Genomic DNA, 25,018 nt, shown 5'->3' on the forward strand with positions numbered 1-25,018 from the left:
CCGACTGCGCCTCATTCGCCGTCGGCCGGACACCGATTGGTGCTCAAAGCAGAATCTCCCAGCGCCGCGCGTCTTGATCGATGCGCGGCGCTTTCGTCTGGGCCGTTACAGGTCTTCCGGTCGCTTGCCACCCATTGCCCTCGTCAGGGCGTCGGCGCGTTCGCGCACGATGGGGCCGAAGGTCGAAAGCTTCTGATCGCTGACGCGGACGGACGGGCCGGAGATCGAAATGCCGGCGATGGTTTCGCCATATTCGTTGAAGATTGGTGCTGCGACACAGCGCATGCCGAGCGTGTGCTCCTCGTCGTCGACGGACCAGCCGCGGTGGCGGATTTCCTGGATGTCCTTCAAGAGCGCCGGCAGCGTGTCGCGGGTCTTGTCGGTGAAATGCGCGAGTTCGCGGCCACCGAGCAGCTGGGCGATCTCCTTGTCCGACCAGGTCGAAAGGATCGCCTTGCCGATGCCGGAGGCATGAACCGGACCGCGGCGGCCGGGGCGGAAGAAGGCGCGCATCGGCGCGTGGCTTTCGACCTGCGAGATGAAGACGACGTCGCCGCCTTCCTCGATGCCGATATTCGCCGTCTCGCCGCTTTCCTCCATGAGGCCCTTGAGGAAGGGGCGGCTGATCGTTCCGAGCTTGCGGAAGCGCAGATAGGCGTTGCCGATCTCGAATGCCTTGAGGCCGACGGTCCAGGCGCCGGTGTCCGGGTCGTTCATCACCATGCCGTGGCCGGCCAGCGTCGTCAGCAGACGATGCACTGTGGATGGCGCCATGCCGGTCTGGTCGGCAAGCTGGGTCAAGGTCGAGCCGTCCTCCTCGGCGACGACCGTCAGAAGAGCAAGGCTGCGATCGAGCACCTGTACGGATGACGGTGCTGCATTCTCGCCCGCCTTGCGTCCGCGTTTTCCCCTGCCGTTGCCGTCCATCGAAGCCTCTCTGCAAATCACGTCTCTCGCCATCATCCTCTATCAGGCCACGGAGGGATTTTCTCCGAATTGTTGAAAATCTTTATTTCCACATGATGGAAATGATTTCCATTTATATGTTGCGTATCGAAAATTATGGATTATGTTTTCAGGAAATAGGAGGAGTTCCCATGGCTAAGATGCGTGCCGTTGACGCGGCTGTTTATGTTCTGGAGAAGGAAGGCATCGACTGTGCCTTCGGCGTACCTGGCGCCGCCATCAACCCGTTCTATTCGGCTCTGAAGGCTCGCGGTTCCGTCCGCCACATTCTCGCCCGCCACGTCGAGGGTGCCTCGCATATGGCCGAAGGTTATACCCGCGCCAAGCACGGCAATATCGGCGTCTGCATCGGCACGTCGGGCCCGGCTGGCACCGACATGATCACCGGCCTCTATTCGGCTTCGGCGGATTCGATCCCGATCCTCTGCATCACCGGCCAGGCGCCGCGCGCCCGTCTCGACAAGGAAGACTTCCAGGCGGTCGATATTGCCAAGATCGCCGCACCAGTCACCAAGTGGGCGGTTACCGTCATGGAGCCGGCGCTGGTTCCCTTCGTCTTCCAGAAGGCTTTCCACATCATGCGCTCCGGCCGTCCCGGCCCGGTGCTGATCGACCTGCCGGTCGACGTCCAGCTCGCCGAGATCGAGTTCGATCCGGACACCTATCAGCCGCTTGAGCCCTATAAGCCGAAGGCGACGCGTGCCCAGGCCGAGAAGGCCCTGGCCATGCTGAACGAGGCGGAGCGTCCGCTGATCGTCGCCGGCGGCGGCATCATCAACGCCGATGCTTCGGACCTCTTGACCGAATTCGCCGAGATCACCGGCATTCCTGTCATCCCGACGCTGATGGGCTGGGGCACCATCCCCGACGACCATCCGCTGATGGCCGGCATGTGCGGCCTGCAGACCTCGCACCGCTACGGCAACGCCAACATGCTCGCTTCCGACTTCGTGCTCGGTGTCGGCAACCGTTGGGCCAATCGCCACACCGGCAACGTTCCGACCTATACGGAAGGCCGCAAGTTCGTTCACGTCGATATCGAGCCGACCCAGATCGGTCGTGTCTTCGCCCCTGATTTCGGTATCGTCTCGGATGCCGGCGCTGCGCTGAAACTCTTCCTCGACGTCGCGACGGAGTGGAAGACGGCCGGCAAGCTGCGCGATTGGTCCGCCTGGGCGGAAGAGTGCCGCGAGCGCAAGCGCACCATGCTGCGCAAGACGCACTTCGACCAGACGCCGCTCAAGCCCCAGCGCGTTTACGAGGAGATGAACAAGGCCTTCGGCCGCGACACCTGCTACGTCTCGACCATCGGTCTCAGCCAGATCGCCGGCGCGCAGTTCCTGCACGTCTACAAGCCGCGCAACTGGATCAACTGCGGCCAGGCTGGCCCGCTCGGCTGGACTTTGCCAGCGGCTCTCGGCGTTCGCGCCGCTGATCCGGACCGGCCGATCGTTGCGCTTTCCGGCGACTACGACTTCCAGTTCCTGATCGAGGAACTGGCCGTCGGCGCCCAGCACAAGCTGCCCTATTTGCATGTCGTCGTGAACAATTCCTACCTCGGCCTCATCCGCCAGGCCCAGCGCGGCTTCAACATGGACTTCGAGGTCAGCCTAGCCTTCGACAACATCAATGCCTCGGGCGATGCGGAGAAGGGGTACGGCGTCGACCACGTCGCGGTTGCCGAGGGCCTCGGCTGCAAGGCGATCCGGGTGCGCAGCCCGAACGAGTTCCAGGAGGCCTTTGATCGGGCACGGGCGCTGATGGACGAGCACCAGGTTCCCGTCGTCATCGAGTTCATCCTCGAGCGCGTCACCAACATTTCCATGGGCGCAGACATCAATGCCGTCGTCGAGTTCGAGGAATTGGCGATCCGCGGCGAAGACGTGCCGACCGCGATCACGGCAGCCCTGCTCGACTGAGCAAAATGCGGGCGGTTTTCCGCCCGCATCCCGCTCCAAAGACAAACACAAGGAGGAGACATCGCATGGCGAAGTTCGCTGCGAACCTGACAATGCTGTTCAACGAGGTGCCGTTCCTCGATCGTTTCGCCCTTGCTGCCAAGGCCGGCTTCGAAGGCGTGGAATATCTGTTTCCCTACGAATTCGAGAAGGTGAGCCTGCGCGCCGAGCTTCAGCGCCACGGCCTGACCCAGGTTCTGCACAACCTGCCGGCTGGCGATTGGGCCCGCGGCGAACGCGGCATCGCCATCCTGCCCGACCGGGTTGACGAATTCCGCAAGGGTGTCGCAAGCGCCATCGACTACGCGACGGCGCTCGACTGCAAGCAGGTCAACTGCCTGGTCGGTATCGCACCGGATGGCGTGTCCGATAGCATCCTGCGCACGACGCTGGTTGCGAACCTGAAGCTCGCCGCGGCTGAACTCGGTAAGCATGGCATTCGCCTGCTGATCGAGCCGATCAACCGCTTCGACATTCCGGGCTTCTACCTGAACACGGTGGGGCAGGCCGCTTCGATCATCGAGGAAGTCGGCAGCGACAACCTCTTCATCCAGTACGACCTCTACCACCAGCAGCGCACAGAGGGTGAACTGGTCGGTACCTACAAGCGCTTTGCCAACCGCATCGCCCACGTTCAGCTTGCCGATAATCCCGGCCGCAACGAGCCGGGCACCGGCGAGATCAACTATCCCTTCGTTTTCGACGCGCTGGAAGAGGCCGGCTACGACGGCTGGATCGGTTGCGAATACAAGCCGCGCACCACCACGGCCGATGGCCTTGGCTGGCTCGGCACCGAGCGCCAGCGCACCCAATCCGCAGACATCATCAAGATCAGGAGCTAAGCATCATGGCAACAATCGGTTTCATTGGACTGGGTATCATGGGCACGCCGATGGCGCGCCACTTGCAGGATGCCGGCCACACCATCGTCACCTCGAAGTTCGTCATTCCGCCGCGCCAGGAACTGCTCGACAACGGCCTCAAGTTCGTCGATACGCCGAAGGCGCTCGCCGAGACTGTCGACACGATCATCCTGATGCTGCCGGACACGCCTGAGGTCAAGGACGTCCTCTTCGGCGAAAACGGCGTTGCTTACGGCCTTTCCAAGGGCAAGCTCGTCATCGACATGAGCTCGATCTCGCCGATCGAGACGAAGGAATTTGCCAAGAAGGTTCGCGAAACCGGCGCCGAATATATCGACGCTCCGGTCTCCGGCGGTGAAGTCGGCGCCAAGAACGCCTCGCTCTCGATCATGGCCGGCGGCGCCCAGGAAAGCTTCGACCGCGCCCTGCCGCTCCTGCAGCTGATGGGCAAGAACATCACTCTCGTTGGTGACTGCGGCGACGGCCAGGTCACCAAGGTTGCCAACCAGATCATCGTCGCGCTGACCATCGAAGCGGTTTCGGAAGCGCTCGTCTTCGCGTCCAAGGCCGGTGCCGACCCGGCACGTGTTCGCGAGGCGCTGATGGGCGGCTTTGCTTCCTCGCGCATTCTCGAGGTACACGGCGAGCGCATGATCAAGCGCACCTTCGACCCGGGCTTCCGCATCTCGCTGCACCAGAAGGACCTGAACCTGGCTCTCCAGGGCGCAAAGTCGCTCGGCATCTCGTTGCCCAACACGGCAGCAACGCAGGAGCTCTTCAACAACTGCGCCGCCAACGGCGACGCCGGTCTTGATCACTCGGGTCTCGTGCGCGCGCTGGAGCGCATGGCGAACCACCAGGTCGCCTAGCGCAATTCCCGGAAAAGTGTGAAGCGGTTTTCCGTTCGGAATTGCGCCGCTTCAAAAGCGCAAGGCGTGAAATGCACATGATCCGTCTGGCGTCCCATTGTGCCGGGCCGGTCATGTGTCCGGGCGGCGGTTGGAGGAACCGCCGCCCGAGACATCATCAAGCAATTCCAGGAAAAGTGTGAAGCGGTTTTCCGCCCGGAAATTGCGTAAGTGCTCTAAGGGGAGACAAATGCCAGCCATCACCGACCCACGCCGCTTCCTGGAAACCTTGTTCACCTCGGCCGTTGCCGCGGCTGACCCGGAAAAGGTGATTGCGGCCAATCTGCCGGAGCGGCCGAAGGGGCGCACGGTGGTCGTCGGCGCCGGCAAGGGCGCGGCGCAGATGGCGGCCGCCTTCGAGCGCCATTGGGATAGCCCGCTTTCTGGCGTGGTCGTCACCCGCTATGGCTACGCTGCCCCTTGCGAGAAGATCGAGGTGCTTGAAGCATCACATCCACTCCCCGATGAGAACGGTTTACTTGCCTCGAAGCGTTTGCTCACCGAAGTCAGCGGGCTGACGGAGGACGACCTCGTCGTGGCGCTCGTCTGCGGCGGTGGCTCGGCGCTTCTGCCTTCGCCTCCGCCCGGCCTGGCGCTGGAAGACGAGATTGCCGTCAACCGGGCACTGCTTGCCTCCGGTGCGCCGATCAGCGCCATGAACGCCGTGCGCAAGCACGTCTCTATGATCAAGGGCGGTAGGCTTGCCGCCGCCGCCTATCCGGCAAAGGTCGTCTCGCTGATCGTCTCCGATATTCCAGGCGACGATCCGGCGCTGGTCGCTTCCGGCCCCACGCTTGCCGATGCGAGCACTCGCGAGGATGCGCTGACGCTGATCGAGCGCTACAGCCTTGATTTGCCCGCCAATGTCATGGCTTGGATAAAAAGCCCGAATAGCGCCGCGCCGTCGCCTGACGATCTGCGCTTTGCCCGAAACGAAGTCCGGCTCATCGCGTCCGCGTCGGTCTCGCTCGAGGCTGCGGCTACCGAGGCGCGTGCCGCGGGCATTGAAGCGATCATTCTTTCCGATGCGATCGAGGGCGAGGCGCGCGATGTTGGCGGCGTGCACGCGGCGATCGCCCGTGAGGTTGCCGGTCGCGGCCGGCCGTTTACCAAGCCTGTCGTCGTTCTCTCGGGTGGAGAGACGACGGTGACGATCCGCGGGAAGGGCAAGGGTGGCCGCAACAGCGAGTTTCTGCTGGCGCTGGCGCTCGGCATCGATGGCGCCAACGGTGTCTCGGCGCTTGCCGCCGATACCGACGGCATTGACGGCTCTGAGGACAATGCCGGCGCCTTTGCCGATGATACGACCATCGCCCGGCTCGTCGCCCAACGGCTCGATGCGGCAGCGCTGCTGCAGAAGAACGACAGCTGGACGGCGTTTAATGCGCTCGGCGATCTCTTCAAGCCGGGGCCGACCGGCACCAATGTGAATGATTTCCGCGCCATCCTGGTGCAGTGAAACGGGCGTGTGCGTAGCCAGCCACGTTCGGGCTACGCGAAGTGGCAGCTCACCGAGCCATAGGCACCGAAATCGGCGACGATCGTGTCGCCGCTCTTGGCCTCGAGCGTGCGGATGAAAGAGCCTGAGAGGACGATCTGACCGGGCTCGATTGCATCGCCGCATTGCGCAAGCCGGTTGGCAAGCCAGGCGATGCCGCGGGCCGGATGGTTGAGGACGCCGGCCGCAAGCCCCGTCTCCTCGATCACCGCATTGCGCGAGACGATAGCGCCCATCCAGCGCATGTCGACCCTATCCGGACGTACGGCGCGACCGCCGAGGATGAGGCCGCCATTGGCGGCATTGTCAGAGATCGCATCGACGAGGGTTCGCGCCTTCTTGCTTTTCGGATCCGTGCGGACGATGCGGCTGTCGAGGATTTCCAGCGCCGGCATCACATAGTCCGTGGCGTTCAGCACCTGGACGATATTGACGCGCGGACCCTTCAGCCCGGCCTTCATCACGAAGGCGATCTCGGCTTCGACCCGTGGTTGAATGAAGCGGTCGGCCGGAATGCTTGCGCCATCATCGAACAGCATGTTGTCGAAGAGTACGCCGGAATCCGGCGTGTCGATGCCGAGTGCCTGCTGCATGGCGTTGGACGTCAGGCCGATTTTCCAGCCGATGATGCGGTGGCCGTCGTCGCGCTTGCGCCTGACCAAGGCCGCCTGGATCGCATAGGCGTCGTCGACAGTCATGTCGGGATGTTTGAGCGACAGAAGCCCGATCTGTTTTCGATCCTGCTCTGCCTGATGCAGGCTTTCGGCAGCCTTGGCGATCTCGGTTGCATTCAGCATGGTCCGGCCCCTCCACTTCAGCGTGTCTCACGATACACCAAGGTAGCCACGCGGGCACCGGTCGTCTTGTGATAGTCAGATCAGCTGGCTCGCCAGCATCAGGCCAAGGCCGATGAGGATCGAGCCGCAAGCGCGGGGCACCAGGTGGCCGGCGCCACCAGCCAGCCGCCCGAGCGTGAAGGAAGCGAGGAACACGGCGGCGACATCGGCCACCGCGGCAGTACTGGCTGCAAATCCCGAGGATGGCGTGCGTGAACGGAGCGCCGCTACTCGATAAAGACGCGCACGCTGGAGGCGCGGCCGACCGCGTCGATGACGGTGAGTGTCGAATAGCCGACCCCATCCGGCTGCCATTGTGTCACGCGGCGGCGGGTCAGCTCAGGGAGAGCCCGGCCATTGGCGAGCCAGCGGAATGGCGCCCGTCCGCCTTGCAGCTTGAGCGTCAGCGGCGAAATTGCCTGATGATCCATCCCAAGTTCGACGCGCGCGCCTTCGGGCGGGAAGACGATCTGCGGCGCCGGTTCGCGCGCTGAAGCGTTGACGAGGCCGCTAGCGGTCAGCGAGAAGCGGCGCTGGCTGATCGGCAGTTCCGCTTGCGAAATGCGGATCGCGCCGGCAGGAGCATCCGGTAGCGGCGTTATGCCGAAGCCTGACTTGGCGAAGCCTTCGAAGAGAATGGGGGCGGCACTGTCATAGCCGGTGAGGCCCGGTACGGCACCGTTGTCGGGACGGCCGACCCAGACACCGAGCACGTGGCGGCCGTCATAGCCGACCGACCAGGCGTCGCGGTAGCCGTAGCTGGTGCCGGTCTTGTAGGCGATGCCGCGCTGGCGGCTGCCCGTCGGCGGCAACACGCCCGAGAGCGCATCGGAGACGTTCCAGACGGCGACCGGCGAAAGCAGCGGCTCTGCCTCGATCAGGCCGGCCTTGCCATCGATGCCGTCGCCAAGCCGAAGGGGGAAGCCGCGATTGGCAAGTGCGGCATAAAGCTGGACGAGATCGCGCAGCGAAAGACCGACGCCGCCAAGGCCAATGGCAAGTCCGGGCGCTTCGCCTGCCGGCAGCCCCGGTTTCACCTCGGCGCGGCGGAAGCGCATCATCAGCTCAGCCGGGCCGACCGCATCGAGAAGGCGGATCGCCGGCACGTTCAAGGAGAGTTGCAGCGCCTCGCGCACGCTGACATCGCCCTGATAGCTCATGTCGAAGTTGCGCGGCCGATAGCCGAAGAAGTCCGCCGGCCGATCCTCGATGATCGTTTCCTGGCTGACGAGCCCCTCTTCGAAGGCGATGCCGTAGATGAACGGCTTGAGGGTGGAACCCGGCGAGCGCGTGATACGGGTCATGTCGATCCAACCGGAGCGGCTCGCATCAAAATAGTCGGCAGATCCGACCGAAGCGACGATCTCGCCGGTTTTGGCATCGGCCATCATCATGGCGACCGAAACCTTCGGCCCCAGCTTGGCAGCGCCCTCCTTTGCCACGGCCTCGAGGTTACGCTGGACGGCGAGGCGCAAGGTCGTCTGATGCCGGGTCGCGTGCGCGTCCTTGCGCAACGCGCGCTCGGCGAGATGGGCGGCATAGGACGGCAGCTGTAGGCGGCGCGAGGGGACAGATGTCGCGATTGCGCGCTCGGCTTCGCCGTCCCCGATGACGTCAGCGACGGCGAGACGGGTCAGCACCCGCTCCCGGGCAGCGACTGCCGCGGCATGATTGCGATCCGGCCGGCGCTTTTCCGGCAATTGCGGCAGGGCGACGAGCAGCGCTGCCTCACCGGCCGTCAGCCGCTTCGGCTCCTTGCCGAGCCAGGCGAGACTTGCGGCGCGCACACCCTCGATGTTTCCGCCATAGGGCGCGTGGGTGAGGTAGAGGTTGAGGATCTGGTCCTTCGATAGGCGCCTTTCGATCTGGATAGCGCGGGCGATCTGCAGGAGCTTGGCGGTGACGGAGCGCTGCGCGCGCGGCTCGATCAGGCGTGCGACTTGCATCGAGAGTGTTGAGGCGCCTGAGACGATCCGGCCGTTGCTGACGAATTGCAGAGCAGCGCGGCCGAGCGCGAGGAAATCGACGCCCGAATGCTCCTGGAAGCGCTGGTCCTCATAGGCGATCAGCATCTTGAGGAACTGCGGATCAACATCGTCGACCGTCGTCTTCAACCGCCAGAGACCTTCCGGTGTTGCGAAGGCGCGCAACAATTGACCGCTGGCGTCGTCCACCTCACGTGAGACGACGGCAGCCTCCGCAAGTGGGGGCGGGAAGGCCTCGTCGGCCTTCTCGATCGCAAAGCCCGTCAGCCCCGTCAGCAGCAGGCAGACGGGCAAGGCGATCAGCAGTTTGCGCCCAATCGACATGGTCGTGCCTATTGTGCCGCCTGAACCTCCATGCGCCCGGTGGCAGTGCGGGCCGAAAGCTGCGGCCGGTACATATCCTCGACGGAGGCAGCCGGATGGTCGTAAACGCCCGGGGTCACGGCACGCACCACATAGGCGAGCGTGACTTCGCGCCCGGCCCCGATGCTGCGGTCCAGCGCCGCGACGAAGCGGTCGTTGCGGAACTCCGTATGCGTCGCAGTGATCTCGCCGAGCCACTCGAAGTTGCCGAGCTGGGCGCTGTCGACGAGGCTCGGATTGTCGATCTGGAAGCCGGCCGGCAACAGGTCGGTGACGAGCACGCGCGACGGCCAGTCGTTGGCTTCCGTCACTTTCAGTACGACGACATAGCGCTCGTTCTGTCGCGCTTCCATGACGTTCGCCTCGGCGCCGTCGAGCGTGTAGTAGGTGCGCTCGATGGTGAAACCGTCGCCGCCGGCCGAAAGCGGTTGGGCGGGTGCGGCAACCGTGGTGACGACGGCCGAGACCGGATCGGCGCCCTGGTTGCGGATCACGATCGGATGGGTCGTAAGCGCGTCGCCGGTCATCTGGGCGGCGTAGCTGCCGGTCTTCGATGCGCCATTGACCTCCAGTGCCATGTCCTCATCGCCGTTCTGGATGGCGCGGGCGGCAAGCAGCATCCAGGCCTGTTCCTGGGTGCTGGTGTAAGTCTTCTGCTCCCATTCGCGCGCGACGATCTTCGACAACTCGGGAACGATCGGCGGAACCGGGCGGCTTTCGGCGGCGAGCGCCAGCACCGCCGCGTTGTCACGCAGCGACGAGCCGTAATCGGAGCGCGACAGGCTGACATTGATGAGGCCGGTCGACATGTTCGCCGCCTTGGCAAAGGTATCCTGCGACCCCTGGGCGTCGCCATAGAGTGCCAGCGCCGCGGCGATATGCGCCTTGGCGAGCGGCGTGGGGAAGTCGTTGATCAGCGTGTTGGCGTAGTAGCGCAGGTCGTTGATCGCCGCCTTGCGATTGCGGGCGAGCACGTAGAGCGCATAGGCGATCTCGTTGCCGCGGTCCTTGGCATTGGTGTCGTAGCTGACGCCGTTCTGCAGGTTTTCGAGCGCCTGGACCATCGCGGCCTCCGGCACGTCGTATTTCTGTTCGCGGGCGCGGGTCAGGAAGTCGGTGACATAAGCATCGAGCCAGAGGTCGCCATAACCCGGCCCCCAGAGGCCGAAGCTGCCCGACGACGATTGATAGGAAAGGACGCGATAGATCGCCTCCTGCACCCGTTTCGTCACGCCTTCGTCGTCGGTGAGACCGGACTGCTTGGCGAGCTCGCTGAGATAGAGCAGCGGCAGTGCGCGGCTCGTCGTCTGCTCGGCGCAGCCATAGGGGTAGCGATCGAGCGTCATCAGCAGCGCCGGCATATCGAAGGCGGCCGAACGCGTGACGCTGAGGTTGACCGAGGCGCCCTGCAGAATGCTGTCGGCGAGCAACTGCCCGTCGACCGTCAGGCTGCTTCCGGGCGCGATCGCAACGACCTGCCGCTGGGTCACCGGCAGGGTTGCCGGACGCACAAGCAGATCGAGCGATTGTTCCAGTGAAAGTCCGTTGGCACCGGTCAGCGCCACCGTAACGACGCCGTTGCCGGGGTATTGCCCGACCACCGGCAAGGTGATGGAGGAACGGCCGCCCTGTTCCAGGGTCACCGTGTTGCCGGTGCCCGGTTGTTCGACAGTGGCAGGACCGCTGGTCGTGACATGGATCTGGTAGTCGCCGGCCGGTGCATCGGTGTTAGCGATGTCGAGCCTCAGTTCCGACCGGTCTCCCGGCGCCAGGAACCGCGGCAGGCTGGCGGTGACGACGACCGGATCGCGGATCACCACGTCGCGCCTGGCGTGGCCCACGCCGGATTTCGTCCAGGCAACGGCCATCAGCCGCGCTGTGCCGTTAAACTGCGGGATGTCGAAGCTGACGGTCGCCTTGCCGTCGCTGTCGAGCTGTACCGGCCCTTCGAAGAAGGCGACCAGCTTTTCCGTGGGCGGGCTGCCCTGAAGAGCGACCTGTCCGCCGTCACCGCCGGTGCGCAACCGCCCGGTGGCGCCAAGCGAGCCGTCGATCAGGCGGCCGTAGAGGTCGCGGATCTCGAGGCCGAGCTGCCGCTGACCGAAGTACCAGGCTTCCGGATCTGGCGCCTCGTAACGCGTGAGATTGAGGATGCCGACGTCGACCGCGGCGATCGTCACATAGGCTTCCTCGTTGGCACCGGCACCGGCAACCTGAAGGCTGATGTCGAGTGCCTTGCGCGGTTCCATCTTTTCCGGTGCATCGAGTGTGACCGCGAGCTTGCGCTCGGCCGGATCGACCGCGAGCCATTTGATGCCGATCGAGCGCATCGGCATGCGGCTTTCCTGCGCATCGCCCGGCCGGTAGAGCGTCGCCGTCACATAGGCGCCGGCGCCCCAGGCTTCGGTAACCGGCAGCTCGACTTCGCCGCCTTCCGCGGCAATCGATGCGGTCTGGGTGGTGATCAGGTTCTCCGTGCCGACAGTGACCAGCAGTTCACCGGCAAAGCGCGGCGAGACCTTGAGCTTGGCCGTGTCTCCGACCGCGTATTTCTCCTTGTCGAGCGCGATCTCCAGGCCGTCGGGCGTTTCGGTCGAGGTGGCAGCGACATACCAGCCGGCGTCGAACTCGACGCTCGACGTCGGACCGTCGATCGAGGCTGTCTCGACCTCCAGGCGATAGCGCCCCCAACCAACCGGCACGGCGATTTCGCCGCCGTCTTCCGTCAGGTCGACGCTGCCGTTTGCCACCTGCTTGGTGGTGACGACAGGCTCGTATTTCCAGGCGCTGCCGTCACGGTACCAGTGATAATTGCGCTCGACGCTTATGAGTTTCCACAAGGCCCCGGGCATGGCGATCTTGCTGCCGCTCGGATCGACGGCGATGACACGGAACTTGCCGACGGAATTTTCGGCGAGTTCGCCTTCGAATTCCGGCTTGACCCCGAGCATCGGGCCCTCGGCGCGCACGGGCAGTTTCAGCGAACGTTCGACGGCGCGGCCGCCGGCCTCGCGCATGCGGACGGTGACGGTCGCGTCGAGCAGTTGCGTGGTCGAGGGGACTTCATCGATGAGGACGTCGAAGCTGGATTTGCCTTCCTCGTCGAGCGGTGAAAGCTCCTCAAGCGGCAGGCGGGTATCTTCGCTCGCCTCCTCGTCGGCGAGGCCGAAGGAATAGCCCTTGAAGGCGGCACTTTCGCGCGTCGGCTTGATCGTCACTTCGCCTTCGAGCTCGAGGCCGGCCGCGGGCGCGCCGTAGAGATAGCGCCCGTCGACAGCGACGCTTGTCGTCTCGCCGACAGCGATTTCCTTGGCGTCGCTCGTTAGGTCGAATTCGGTACGATCGGGCACGAAGTCGTCGACCAGGAATTGCTTTTCGCCGATCGCGGGGGATTTCGGATCGGTGAAGATCTGCATCGTCCAGGTGCCGCGCATGGTGTTGGCCTGGGTGTCGAGATCGAGCGTATGGCCGCCGAGCTTACCGCCGGGGCTGGTCATGCGGCGATACTCGACGCCGTCCGGGCGCAGGAAGACGAAGGTCAGCGGCAGGTTCTCGATCGCCATGCCGTCGACGTCGCGGGCAAGCGCCGCAGCATGCACGGTTTCGCCGGCACGATAGATGCCGCGCTCGGTCCAGGCAAGTATGTCGATGGCGCCGGGCGCGGCGCGGCCGGTGACACCGCGGTCGGAGAGGTCGAAGCCGGCGCGGCTCATGTCGAGGAAGACGTAATCGTCTTCGCCCTTCTTGGCGGTGATGACAGCAGGGGTCAGTCCGGCCGTGCCGCGGATCAGACCGGCCGTGAAGGTAACGCGGCCATCGCCATCGCTGGTCGCCGTGCCCAGAATCTCGTTGTTCTTGGCGACGAGCTGCAGTTCAACGCCTTCGATCGGTTCCGCCGAGTCGAGCGAGCGCACGAAGACGTTCAGCCCGTCGGTGCCGGCATAGGTGGAAACGCCGATATCGGAAACGACGAACCATTGCGTCGCCCGCGCATCCCATTCCTGGCTGACGCCGGTGGTCGGGGCTGCGGTTAGAACGTAGACGCCGGGCTTGCGCTCAGGCAGCGCCTCGTCGACCGGGAAGCTGGTGACAACCTCCTTGTTGACGTCACGCGCGATGTCGATCGTGCCCTGCCATACGAGTTCGCCGCTTTCGTCCTCAATGCGCTGGGCGCTGTAGCCGTCGAGCTGTGTCAGGAACTGCGAGCTCTGCAGCACCTGGGCGATGTTGCGGTCGCCGACGCGGTAGAGCTTGAGTTTGGCGCTGTCGGTATTGACTGATACGAGGGGGATGCCGCGGCGTGCGGTCGAGGGCAGCACGAAGCTGTCGCCGGTGAAGCGCACCATCTGGGCGCGGTCAGCGACATAGATGTCGAGGGTGATGGGCGCTTCCAGCACCTCGTCGACCGTGGATGGCAGGCCGGTCCTGAGCGTCAGTTTGTAACGCTCGCCATGCGAAAGTCCCTCGACACAGATCTGGTCGCCCTTGGCTTCAAGCGCTTTTGGCGCCGCACCGTTGACGGTGACGAAGGAGGCATAGTCGGCGCCGCTCTTCAGAAGCTGTTCGGAGAACTGCACGCAGGCGCGGGGCGTTGCTGCGTCCGAGTCGATCGTATGCTCGACCACGCGGAAGCCCTTGCGCTGCTTGAGATCGAGATAGGCCGCCTCGACGGATTTCGCCTTCACCAGCTCCAGGCTCGCTTTGTAGGCGTCCAGTGCGGCGCGGAAGTTTTCAGCGCCTTCGAGCGATTTCGCCATGACGGCGAGCGCATGGGCGCGGCTCTCGGTCGTGCGCGTGAGTTCGTAACCGTTGATTGCGGCGATCGCCGCTTGCATCGACACGGCCGAATTGTTGGTGATGCGGTTGGCCGTGCGGGCTGTCTCAAGCCAAAGCTCGGCGTCGTCGGGCGTGATAGCCAGCGCACCCTGGAACGCCTTCAGGGCGTTCTCGATATTGCCCATGCCGGCCTGGCCGCGCGCCATGTCGAGGAGCGTATTGACGCCCATCCCCTGCTGGTCGTCGGCAAGGGCGAGGTTGGCCTTGGTGTTGCGGGCGTCCTGCAGGATCTGATCCGACAGGAATTTCAGCCGCGGCGGCGCTCCGATATCGGCTTCGGCGGCCTGCGGCTGCACGACCTTGCCGGCGATCGCGCCCGGGAAGGAATTCAGCTGATTGTAATCGGACTTGAGGAAGCACCACTTCACCTTGGGATTGTAGGTGAAGGCGCGGCAGGACTGATCGGCGATACAGGTCTGCTGGCACTCGTCGAGCGAGACGTTTTGCTCGGTCCTGAGATCGAAACCGAAATAGTCGCCATCCTGCGTTATCTCGACTTGGCGACCGGTCTCCTGCGCAGCGGCGGGACTTCCGATGGTCAAAAGAGACAAAAGTAGGGTGGAAAGGCCGAAAAACGCGCGCACAGACATCAAGTCCTCCCAACGCTGCCGGTCTCGATAGGGGCTTCACTTTTCAGGCTTCCGGGTCGCTTGTCAACCGAGGAGAGATCAACGTGCGTCGCAATTTCAGCGGGAGTCCTGGTGTGAAGAGTCAAGAATCGATCCGGAATGAAACAAGATAAAACGATATGTAAATCAAACTATTATGACGGGTGGTCAAAGCGGCGGGAAAGCCGCGCCGCTAGCCTCTTTGTTCTCTGAGGAAGATGGTCAACGAGCGACCGGCATCAAGGATATGCTCGCGCGTCAACGCACAAGCCCGCTCGGCATCGCGTGCGATACAGGCATCCAGGATCGCCTTGTGCTCGCGACGCGCCCGGGCAACGCCTGACGTGAGCGTCAACTGCGCCCGAAGGTAGCGATCGATACGGTCGAGCGAGGCGCGGACGATCTGGAGGTAATAGGGCCGCCGCGCCGCCTCGTAGAGACTGTAGTGGAAGTTGCGGTTGATCTCGCCCCAGCGATCCGCATTCTCCTCGCGCTCGAACTCTTCGCAATGCTGGCGTGCAAGCTCGAGCGTGCGGCGGTCGAGATTGGGCACGGCCAGACGAATGACTTCGGCCTCGATGAGCGCGCGGAACTCGAAAATCTCTTCGATTTCTTCGATCGAAAGCCCGGCGACGACCGCGCCCTTGTAGCGCTCCGTGGTGATCAGGCCATGCTGCTCAAGACGTGAAAGCGCCTCGCGCACCGGAATGCGGCTGGTGTTGAACATCTGGGCGATGTGGTCCTGGCGCAGGTTCTCGCCCTCGGCGAGGTCACCTTCGATGATCGCCTTGCGCAAGGCTTCATAGACGATATCGGCGGCTGAGGCGGCTTGCCTGACATCGACGGCATCGAGTTTCATTTGTTCAAACCCTGCTGGCCAAGCCTTCCGGCTCGGCGAATTCGGAAGCTTTTTAGCGTTGTCGGCCCATGGTCATAGGTCCAATCCGGATGCCGGGCAACAGAGCCTTTGCTGAAAGCAACTAAGTCTGCCTCACAGCGTTTTTTGGCCATTGATTTCATTGGGAAAATAGGGGCTGAACCTCAAAGCGGCAACGCCAATGCCCAAAATGAACCCTCGATTGGCCCATTTTACGCACACAAAAAAGACCCGGCAAATGCCAGGTCATTTTCGCTTTTCTGAACAGCTTAGATTTGGTCGATCCGGTAGAAATTTGTTCCGACGCTGTCACTCGAAATTGCGGGCTTCAAACCGAGTTTTTTCATTTTCGCCTCGAAATCGTTCCTGAAGGTCTTTGAATGCCGCTAAGAGAAGAAATAGGGGATGTATTGTCCCGAATTTTGGCCGCTTCCATGGCCAGTTTAGAGGATTCGGGCATCTCCAGTTACAGGGCATCGAATACGAGGTCTGCCCAAATTCGGTCTCGAATGGGTCATGTAGATTACCTGACAGCGCTCAGATAGTCGCTCTTCGACGAAGCGGAGCAAGTCCTTCTACGCGCATACCGACCAACGCCGCGCATATCTTCAGTATCCTACGCCGCGAACGACAGCCCCCGACGAGCGCCTCTCTGACGCCGGCCTTGTGACGCCGCTTAGGGGAAGATTCAATCTTGTACGTCGCTTTTGGTGGCGTGGCCTTGAGCTTGCATCAGTATGTGCAGTCACAGACATGATAAAAGCATTGCCAATTATATAACACAATAGATATTTAAGAAAAAATATCTATTGTGTTATATATTTCTGTGTCGATCCCAGCTCTCTGGTCGGCCTTTCAGTGAGGGTAAAATCGCAATTGAACTCTTGTGTAAGAGCTAGTCCGGATACGCGCTCAATCAGATACTGTTGATATTTTTCCGGCATGGGGAGATTGGGAAGTAGGTCGGGCCAGACGTCCGCCGCCTCCTCTACCGTACGCTTAACTTCCTTTTTCACGCGCGCCTCAGCCATTCCCGCATAGCGAGCGGCTTTAGCAAACCGCTCCGACCCGATAATTCGCGAGTTCTTTGTGCCATAAAACGAGAGTGCCATCATGTCCGAACGATCGTAAACTGAGTAGGCAACGATGTCATACGCAGGGCTCAATTGACCAACCGACGGTTCCGGATACCAGAGAGACCAGTTCTTGAGATGTGCGTCGGTGTTACCCATCAACAGGTTCACGACCACACGGCGAACCGCCTGCAAGAACGGCTTCGCAGCATTTCCTCCGAATTTGGCGGCGATCTTGACTACCGAAGCCTCGTTTGCCTTTGAGTACTTCTCTACATCATACCCACCAAGAATCTGGTTGAAGTCTTCAATGTGTATTCGCCTGCCAGGAGCCGGACGATCAAAGCGGTCTACGGCAAGGGCAGTCGGGCCGGCCTTTAGAAGTTCGCCCGGAATTCCATCGATGTCGTCGACAGATACCAGTTGAAAGTTCGGGACCTCAACGCCTACAGACTGCGCGAGCCTCATAGACGTGAACTCGACCTCTGGAAGGTGAGGTATTTTCTGGCTCGGCAGTTTGGCGATAATGTTGCCATTCGTGCCGAAGGCAGGAAGAGTTAAACTCTCGTCCATCTTTAACATGGACAGCTTCATTTGAACCCCGGCGAGCGAAAACCGTATACCCCCAAGTGTCTCAGGGGGGAGATCGAGCACTTGAGCTTGCCGAGCGCCTTGTTCGCGCCGCACGACAACTGCGCCTGGCAGGTCCTCACCCACCCACTCCAAAATATCCAGACCTGTGTGATGCCCGGGGGGCATGCCGGACAAAATCAATTCTCGAAGAGCGCCTTGGGGAAGAAGATTGTCGAAAAACGGCGGAAGCTGTCGGCCGCCGATCAGATCGGGTGAGTTCCGCATCCTCAGGATAGTCTCGTCTTCGCCCGCAAATGCTTGAAATGAGGAGCTGAGAATGGGACGTTGCGGCCCGAGAGCAATGTAGTCTTCGTCGAAAACGAATCTGATCATCCTCTCATTGGACATGAGGAGAGTGCCTACGCGAACAGATGATGCCCCGGTTTCCAGAAACACGCCCATCATGGCTTTGGCCCTCGGTAGGCTTCTTCCCGACGTCGATCTTCCTGGGCGAATTCTTCCCCATCGTCTCCGGCGAATACATCATCGAACGCCGACAGGTGACGCCCGTCTTGGAAACGCTCGGCTGGGTGCTCGAAAGCGCGGATTAACGCCAAGACCTGTGGGGTAAGTGGCTTTGGGATAAACACCACATCCATGCCCAAAGCGTCGGCTAGGGCCTCGATAGTATCAGCTTGCGGATTTGCTGCGCCGCTTTCAATTGTCGACACGGCCGCCTGGGTCGTCCCGACTATTTCGGCGAGTTCGCTTTGTGTCATCTTATTTGCGCGGCGATATTCTCGAACGGACCGTAAGAATTTTTTCATAGTGCGCCTCCGTTGAGAATATACAAGAAATCATATAAAAATGTCAAAATATATGTTCTGCTATATAAAATTGACGATGATCGGCGCTGGCGTTAGCGATGCAGCATCATCGAAAAAGAGTCGATGCGTGTATGATTGAGTACCCACTCTATTTTTGTTTTACCCGACGGTGGTTGGCTTGTTACTCCGCGTGTCTTGGCGAGGACCGCTTCGATCGCCCGGACCGTCATCGCCGTGCCTGACGGCCATCGCGTCGCCGACGTCGAAGAAGTCGCGCCGGAGAATGGTGACGATCTTGATCCGGATCGCCAGGCCATTGCTTCTGAGCGCCTCCAATTTTGGACTGAATTCCTGCAACATCTTAGAATCGACGATCCGGAGCAGCCGATGCCAAACGCAAGCCGAACGGGCTACATCGCCGTTATGATGCCCGCGCCGAATGGGAGTTCGTGGCTAACAGCATATCGTGATAAAGCCAGAAATTCCCTCGGAGTCTTTCTCTCCGCGAGCCGGAATAGTGCAGGTGAGTTTGCTATGCAGACGATCGTAGAGGCTTGGGACGACATCAGAAGCGACCTGGGCGGTACGGCAACCATTATTGACCGAAGCGGGCGGAAGACGATTGCAGACAGCAGGGTCTTCCCGGCTTTAAATACTTCGCAAGGTAAGGGCGAAGCATTCGCTTGGTTGGCCGAACGCGTGAACACCTTTGTAAATGTCGTACGGCCCCGCGTAAGGTCGGCCGCTGTCGACTACGAAGGAAGAGGTCGCTGATCCAGCCGAGCATCAACTCGTCCGATACCGCGTCAGGTCTTGAGGTCAAAGCTGCCGGCTCGGCTTCGGCGTGTCTGGATGGCAACGCGTTACATACACAAACAACCAACAGGTGGTGTTTGATCGTCTGGACTAAGCACGTTTCATTTCAGACTCCACCCACTCAGCGTACTCCTTGAGAAGGGTCAATATCGACTGCGCGTCTGCGAGAGACATCAGGCGTCCACCATACTGAGCAAGATCTTTCTGCCCGAGTATCCGTGAGAGCTTTGATTCTTGTGTTTTTGGAAGGCGGTTGCCCAACGCACCACGTAGCGTTTTGACCGCAGCCGAATGGTCCTGCTGATTGACCTTATTTGCGAATGTAGCAGTCAGGGCGTCGGTATACGCTATTGCGGCATTTACAACAGTCGACGCAACCCAAAAGTGGTGCCATTTTCGGCGATCACCATTTGATCCTCGGCGGCTTTCAAGAAGCTGCGCGCGATGGCCAGGCGATTTGCGCCTTCTTGTGGCCCAGGAGGCGATTTCGAATATTTCAGATTGTATATTGGATCCAATATTTCTATGAGTCTTTTCGCCGGGCTCAGCGCTGTCGCGTATCATCCCGGCAAAATGCGGGAGCACGGCCGATGCGAAGGGCATCGGTCGCCCAGGTGGCGCCCGTCCACCGCTTGGAAGGAGAAGAGGCATGCGCAGCAACAAGGTCGTCCATATCGTATCCTGCCACGCGGAGGGTGAAGTCGGCGACGTCATCGTCGGCGGCGTCTCACCCCCGCCCGGAAACACGCTTTGGGAGCAGCGCCGCTTCATCGCTGAAGACCAGACTCTGCGCAATTTCGTGCTCAACGAGCCCCGCGGCGGCGTCTTCCGCCACATCAACCTTCTCGTGCCGCCGAAGGATCCGCGCGCGACGATGGGCTTCATCATCATGGAGCCCGAGGATACGCCGCCGATGTCCGGCTCCAACTCCATCTGCGTTTCCACCGTGCTGCTCGACAGCGGCATCGTGCCGATGCAGGAGCCGGAAACCCGCATGGTGCTGGAAGCGCCGGGCGGACTGGTGAACGTCGTGGCCCAGTGCCGCAACGGCAAGGCCGAACGCATCACCGTCACCAACGTTCCATCTTTTGCCGACAAGCTCGATGCGAAGCTCGAGGTCGAGGGCCTGGGCACACTGACCGTCGACACCGCCTATGGCGGCGACAGCTTCGTCATCACTGACGCCCGCGCGCTCGGGTTTTCGGTCACGCCGGACGAGGCGCGTGAACTCGCCGAAACCGGCATCAAGATCACCCGCGCGGCCAACGAACAGCTCGGCTTCACCCATCCGGAGAACCCGGAATGGGCACACATCTCCTTCTGCCAGCTCACGCTGCCGGTCGAGGAAAAGGACGGTGTCCTGCACGGCCGAAACACCGTGGTGATCCAGCCGGCCAAGCTCGACCGTTCGCCGACCGGCACCGGTTGTTCGGCGCGCATGGCGGTATTGCATGCCCGCGGCAAAATGAAGGTCGGCCAGCGGTTCAGCGGGCATTCCATTATCGATTCGACGTTCGATTGCCGCATCGCCGGCGAAACCACGGTCGGAGGACGCCCGGCGATCGTGCCGGAAATCTCCGGCCGCGCCTGGATCACCGGCACGCACCAGGTGATGCTCGACCCGGCCGATCCGTGGCCGGCCGGCTATCGGCTTGCCGATACCTGGCCGCGCAAGCAGTAAGCGATATCGGAGCGGGCCGCGTTATGCGGCCCGCCTTTCGGTTTGGCGTTGCCGCCCTAGTCGTCCTTGATGATCCGGGTGGTGCCGACCCAGAGTTCCCGGGCCGGCCCGGCGCCGACATTGCGGGCGCGATGGGGCAACGAGGCTGGGAAGTGCAGTGTGTCGCCGGACTTCAACAGATATTCCTTGCCGTCGATCTCGTAGAGCATCTCGCCCTCGATCAGGTAGAGGAAGTCCTCGCCTTCGTGGCTCGTCAATTCGGAGGCATAGCCCTCAGGCATGTGAGTGATACAGCCATTGAGGGCAGCGCCCGGGAAGCCGCGTTCGATCAGCTCGTAGACGCGCTCCTTGGTCTCGACATTGTAGCCGGGCCGTTCGCCGGCATGCGACACCATGGAATGGCCATGTTGCGGCGGTTGCGACAAGAAGGTGTCGACGCTGGTGCCAAGCGCATTGGCGACATTGTAGAGCGAGATCAGCGACGGGGTGGAGATGCCGCGCTCGATCTGGCTGATAAAGCCCTCCGTCAGACCGGCCTCGCGTGCCACGTCCTTCATGGTCTTGCCGATTTCCTTGCGGCGGGCGCGCAGCATCTGGCCGAGCGACGTGGGCGCCGAGGTTGCGGGGAGGGAGGCGCCACTGGCTGCTTCTGGCGCCTCTTCGATCTTCAGGGGCATGATTTTCTTTCCGCTTGACTCACGTCTATCGATGTACTTTAGTCCAGCTAAAGTTGGTTCGGCAAGCGATCAGATCGCATGCCGGCCTTCTTGAAAAGGGGAACTACAAGAACGTCTTCGCGGCAATCCGTCGGCGTCTAAAAACATTAAGAAAAATTGGATCCAATATCCAATTGAACGTGTTGAGCGCGCGAACGATGCTGGCTGCAGTCAAAGGAGGAGTGAGATGAAACGTATATTGCCTATGCTCGGTGCGACGCTCGGGCTGCTTTCGGCCACCTCGGCATTTGCCATCGAACGCGGTGGCGCGATGACATTCGCACGCTATGACGACTCGACCGTCATCGATCCTGTTTATGCGGACCGCAATCCCGACCTCTGGATGGTGAACGGTCTCTATGAGACGCTGCTGCGCAACGGCGCCAACGGTTCGATCGTGCCGGGGCTTGCCGAAACCCATGAGGTCTCCGCCGACGGCAAGACCATCACACTGGCGCTCCGAACTGGCCTGAAATTCTCCGACGGCTCTGATCTGACCGGCGCCGACGTCGTCTTCTCGCTCGACAGGGCCCGCAATGCCGAATTCGGTCCATGGGCCGGGCTGCTCGGTGCCGTCGACAAGGTCGCAGCTGACGGCAACAAGATCACCGTGTCGCTGAAAAATCCCGACCCGACGATCATTTCGATCCTCGCAACCTTCAACACCGGCATCATGCCGAAGGCGGCCTTCGAGAAGGCGGCCGGTGCAACGGACCAGGAAAAGGCGCGCGCCTTCTTTGCGGCCGGACCGGTGACGTCAGGCCCCTTTGTCATGAAGAGCCACGTGCAGGGCTCGAGCATGAGCTTCGAGCGCAACCCGAACTACTGGCGCCAGGGTGAAGACGGCAAGCCGCTGCCCTATCTCGACCGGGTCGAATTCCTCGTCATTCCCGATGACGCCACCCGCATTCTCAAGCTTCAGGCCGGCGAAGTCGATGCGGCCGAGTTCATTCCCTTCGCCCGCGTCGGCGAACTCGGCGCCGATCCGAACCTGAAGATGGAGCTCTTCCCGTCGACCCGTATCGTCTACGCGCCGATCAACACGCGCGAGGCGAAGAAGGACGGCTCGAAGAACCCGCTTGCCGATATCAAGGTGCGTCAGGCGCTGAACTATGCGACCGACAAGAACGTGCTGATCAAGCTCGTGACTTTCGACACCGGCAAGCCGATGACCTCGCTGATGTCGGCGGCAACGCAGCTTCACTATGGCCCCGAGCCGCTCTACCCGTATGACCCGGAAAAGGCCAAGCAGCTGCTTGCCGATGCCGGCCTCAGTGGCGGTTTCGAAGTGAAGCTCACGACGCTTGCCGGCAGCGCCGACGACGCGACGCTGTTTACCGCCCTTCAGCAGATGTGGGCGCCGCTCGGCGTCAACCTCAAGGTGGAGCAGGTCGACAACCCGACACGCGGCGAGAAGAACCGCTCCGGCGACTTCGACATCCACACTTACGGTTGGGCGAACGACGTCAACGACCCAGCGCAGGTGACCGGCTGGCTCGGCTACTACAAGCAGCGCCAGGCGGTCGGCACGGGCTGGAACAACCAGGAATTCAACACGCTGTTCGAAGCCTCCAACTTCGAAACCGATCCGGCCAAGCGCAAGGATGAATACAAGCGCATGCAGGAGATCTATGCGGCGGAAGCGCCACTGCTCTTCCTGTTCGAAACGCCGTTTGCCGTCGCGGTCTCCAAGTCGATCGAAGGCTACGTGCAGACGCCGCTCGGCGCCAATGACTTCTCCGAAGCCTGGCGCGCCGACTGATTGCGGAACGATCTGCGAAGGCCGGGTGGAAATCCGCCCGGTCTTCCGTTGAAGGTTGGAACCATGCCCTCACTTTCCTATCTCGTGGCGCGGCTGCTGCAGATCATCCCGACGTTTCTGTTGGTGATGATCTTCATTTTCTTGCTCGTGCGCCTCTTGCCGGGCGACCCGGCGATCGCCATGGCCGAAGCCAAGGCGACCGATGCCCAACTTGAGCAGATCCGGCACAATCTCGGTCTCGACCAGCCGCTGCCGGTGCAGTTCCTCGTCTTCGTCAAGAACACGCTGACGGGTGACCTCGGCCGCTCGATCATGCTGAAGGCGCCGGTGATGGAGATCATTCTTAGTCGCCTGCCGACAACGATCTTCCTGGCGCTCTATTCGGTCGTGCTTGCCATCTTCCTCGCCGGTCCGCTCGCCTTCCTTGCGGCGTCGCGGGTCAACAGTTCCGTCGACGTCGCGATCCGCAGCGTCTTTCAGGTCGGCCTTTCCATGCCCGTCTTCTATATCGGGCTTCTGCTTTTGACGGTGCTGGCCGCGCAGTTGCGCTGGTTCCCGGTCGGCGGCTACGGCAAGACCTTTCTCGCCAATCTCTACCACCTGATCCTGCCGGCGCTGAGCGTCGCGCTCTATACGTCGGCGATCATCCTGCGCAATCTCAGGGCCTCGCTGATCGAGGTGCTCGACGCCGATTACGTGCAGTTCGCCCGCGCCAAGGGGCTTTCGCCGCGCATCATCATGACCCGGCACGTGCTCAGAAACGCGCTCGTCTCCACCGTGACGCTGCTGGGCCTGTCTATCGGCAACCTGATGAGCGGCACGCTGGTGACCGAGACGGTCTTTGCCATTCCGGGCGTCGGCCGGCTGATGCTGGAGGCGATCTTTGCCCGCGACTACCCGTTGATCCAGGGCCTGACACTGACCTTCGCCGTGCTTGTCTCCGTCGTCTTCCTTTTGACGGATGTCGTGCAATCCTGGCTCGATCCGAGGCTTCGCCAATCATGACGGCTCTCACGCAATCCCATTCGCGGACGCGGGGACGGCTCGCCGCCTTTCTGGCGCGCGCCTTCGCCCGCCCGTCCTTCGTGATCGGCATCGCCATCCTCGGTCTGTCGCTTGCGCTTGCTCTGTTCCCTCAGATCTTTGCACCCTACGATCCGCTTGCCTTCGATCTCCAGGCGATCCAGCAGGGACCGAGCCTTGCTCATCCTTTCGGCACCGACAATTTCGGCCGCGATGTGCTCTCGCGCGTCATCTGGGCCTATCGTGTCGACATGCAGATGGCTTTCTTTGCGACGATCTTCGCGCTTTTGATCGGCCTCACGGTCGGGGCATTCGTCGGCTACTACGGCGGCATTGCCGACGTGATCTTCGGTCGCTCCGTCGATGCCATCATCACCTTTCCCTTCCTGGTTCTGGTGATCGCGATCGTCGCTGTGCTCGGCCCTGGCCTCGTCAACATGTATGTGGCGATCACCGCGGTGAACTGGGTCTATTACGCCCGGCTGACGCGCGCCGAAATCATGGCGCAGAAGGCCAACGACTATGCTGCCGCCGGTCGGGTGCTCGGCTATTCCGACCGGCGCATCATCTTCCGGCATCTGTTGCCGAATGCGATTTCGCCGATCCTCGTCTACTGGATGACCGACATGGCGCTCGCGATTCTGCTCGGGTCGTCGCTCGGTTATCTCGGCCTCGGCGCCCAGCCGCCGGCTGCCGAATGGGGCGTATTGATCGCCGAGGGGCGCAACTTCCTGATGACGGCCTGGTGGATGAGCCTGATGCCGGGCATTGCCATCGTGTTGACCGGCCTCGGCTTCAGCCTCGTCGGCGACGCACTTGCCGATCTGCTCCGGCCGAAGGGACGCTGAG

At 62.0% G+C, this 25,018-nt stretch carries 18 protein-coding genes; 9 read left to right on the forward strand and 9 right to left on the reverse strand.

All coding sequences use genetic code 11. From position 1 onward, the window contains the following. Positions 1-105 precede the first annotated feature (105 nt). The gene (locus BLU35_RS08990) at positions 106-927 is read right to left on the reverse strand and encodes an IclR family transcriptional regulator (RefSeq protein ID WP_093232839.1); all 822 of its coding nucleotides are present in this window, start codon (positions 925-927) and stop codon (positions 106-108) included. 170 nt (positions 928-1,097) lie between these two features. On the opposite strand from BLU35_RS08990, the gene gcl reads away from it, so the two are divergent. The 4 genes from gcl (at position 1,098) to BLU35_RS09010 (ending at position 6,154) form a co-directional block, all read left to right on the forward strand. After that, the gene (gcl, locus tag BLU35_RS08995) at positions 1,098-2,885 is read left to right on the forward strand and encodes a glyoxylate carboligase (protein WP_093232840.1); all 1,788 of its coding nucleotides are present in this window, start codon (positions 1,098-1,100) and stop codon (positions 2,883-2,885) included. Between the two features lie 65 nt (positions 2,886-2,950). Continuing rightward, complete coding sequence (gene hyi / locus BLU35_RS09000) at positions 2,951-3,766, forward strand: hydroxypyruvate isomerase (RefSeq protein ID WP_058325994.1); 816 nt, start codon at positions 2,951-2,953, stop codon at positions 3,764-3,766. Between the two features lie 5 nt (positions 3,767-3,771). Beyond that, positions 3,772-4,656, forward strand: a complete 885-nt coding sequence (locus BLU35_RS09005) for a 2-hydroxy-3-oxopropionate reductase (protein ID WP_093232841.1) — start codon at positions 3,772-3,774, stop codon at positions 4,654-4,656. Positions 4,657-4,885: 229 nt separating this feature from the next. Next, on the forward strand, positions 4,886-6,154 hold the full coding sequence (locus tag BLU35_RS09010; protein ID WP_093232842.1) for a glycerate kinase type-2 family protein: 1,269 nt from the start codon (positions 4,886-4,888) through the stop codon (positions 6,152-6,154). A 32-nt stretch (positions 6,155-6,186) separates the two neighbouring features. Here BLU35_RS09010 and hpaH read toward each other — a convergent pair whose 3' ends face one another. From hpaH to BLU35_RS09045, 7 genes are all read right to left on the reverse strand, one after another. Then, positions 6,187-6,990, reverse strand: a complete 804-nt coding sequence (gene hpaH, locus BLU35_RS09015; protein WP_057249209.1) for a 2-oxo-hept-4-ene-1,7-dioate hydratase — start codon at positions 6,988-6,990, stop codon at positions 6,187-6,189. Positions 6,991-7,065: 75 nt separating this feature from the next. Beyond that, positions 7,066-7,203: a hypothetical protein gene (locus BLU35_RS09020; protein WP_286161480.1), complete on the reverse strand. Its 138-nt coding sequence runs from the start codon at positions 7,201-7,203 to the stop codon at positions 7,066-7,068. A gap of 53 nt (positions 7,204-7,256) precedes the next feature. Further along, entirely contained in the window at positions 7,257-9,338 is a 2,082-nt protein-coding gene (pbpC, locus tag BLU35_RS09025) for a penicillin-binding protein 1C (RefSeq protein ID WP_093232843.1), read from the reverse strand. An 8-nt stretch (positions 9,339-9,346) separates the two neighbouring features. After that, complete coding sequence (locus BLU35_RS09030; RefSeq protein ID WP_502688146.1) at positions 9,347-14,803, reverse strand: alpha-2-macroglobulin family protein; 5,457 nt, start codon at positions 14,801-14,803, stop codon at positions 9,347-9,349. A 211-nt stretch (positions 14,804-15,014) separates the two neighbouring features. After that, positions 15,015-15,680 (reverse strand): GntR family transcriptional regulator, encoded by a 666-nt coding sequence (locus tag BLU35_RS09035; protein WP_093232844.1) that lies wholly within the window; start codon positions 15,678-15,680, stop codon positions 15,015-15,017. Between the two features lie 824 nt (positions 15,681-16,504). Further along, the gene (locus tag BLU35_RS09040; RefSeq protein WP_093232845.1) at positions 16,505-17,809 is read right to left on the reverse strand and encodes a type II toxin-antitoxin system HipA family toxin; all 1,305 of its coding nucleotides are present in this window, start codon (positions 17,807-17,809) and stop codon (positions 16,505-16,507) included. After that, entirely contained in the window at positions 17,806-18,171 is a 366-nt protein-coding gene (locus BLU35_RS09045) for a helix-turn-helix domain-containing protein (RefSeq protein ID WP_093232846.1), read from the reverse strand. The genes BLU35_RS09040 and BLU35_RS09045 overlap by 4 nt, the downstream gene beginning before the upstream one ends. 135 nt (positions 18,172-18,306) lie before the next feature. Between BLU35_RS09045 and BLU35_RS34910 the strand changes: the two genes are divergently transcribed. Further along, positions 18,307-18,945: a hypothetical protein gene (locus tag BLU35_RS34910; protein ID WP_143032910.1), complete on the forward strand. Its 639-nt coding sequence runs from the start codon at positions 18,307-18,309 to the stop codon at positions 18,943-18,945. A gap of 691 nt (positions 18,946-19,636) precedes the next feature. After that, on the forward strand, positions 19,637-20,668 hold the full coding sequence (locus BLU35_RS09065) for a trans-3-hydroxy-L-proline dehydratase (protein WP_093232849.1): 1,032 nt from the start codon (positions 19,637-19,639) through the stop codon (positions 20,666-20,668). Between the two features lie 56 nt (positions 20,669-20,724). Here BLU35_RS09065 and BLU35_RS09070 read toward each other — a convergent pair whose 3' ends face one another. Continuing rightward, the gene (locus tag BLU35_RS09070) at positions 20,725-21,345 is read right to left on the reverse strand and encodes a helix-turn-helix domain-containing protein (protein ID WP_093232850.1); all 621 of its coding nucleotides are present in this window, start codon (positions 21,343-21,345) and stop codon (positions 20,725-20,727) included. Positions 21,346-21,571: 226 nt separating this feature from the next. Here BLU35_RS09070 and BLU35_RS09075 point away from each other — a divergent pair, with 226 nt between their 5' ends. From BLU35_RS09075 to BLU35_RS09085, 3 genes are all read left to right on the forward strand, one after another. Beyond that, positions 21,572-23,146, forward strand: a complete 1,575-nt coding sequence (locus BLU35_RS09075; protein WP_093232851.1) for an ABC transporter substrate-binding protein — start codon at positions 21,572-21,574, stop codon at positions 23,144-23,146. Between the two features lie 63 nt (positions 23,147-23,209). After that, positions 23,210-24,151, forward strand: a complete 942-nt coding sequence (locus BLU35_RS09080; protein ID WP_093232852.1) for an ABC transporter permease — start codon at positions 23,210-23,212, stop codon at positions 24,149-24,151. Beyond that, positions 24,148-25,017, forward strand: coding sequence for an ABC transporter permease (locus tag BLU35_RS09085; RefSeq protein WP_093232853.1), 870 nt, complete (start codon positions 24,148-24,150; stop codon positions 25,015-25,017). Before BLU35_RS09080 ends, BLU35_RS09085 begins: the two co-directional genes overlap by 4 nt. Position 25,018: the final 1 nt, after the last annotated feature.

Source organism: Sinorhizobium sp. NFACC03 (assembly GCF_900103435.1).
Taxonomy (GTDB): Bacteria; Pseudomonadota; Alphaproteobacteria; order Rhizobiales; family Rhizobiaceae; genus Ensifer.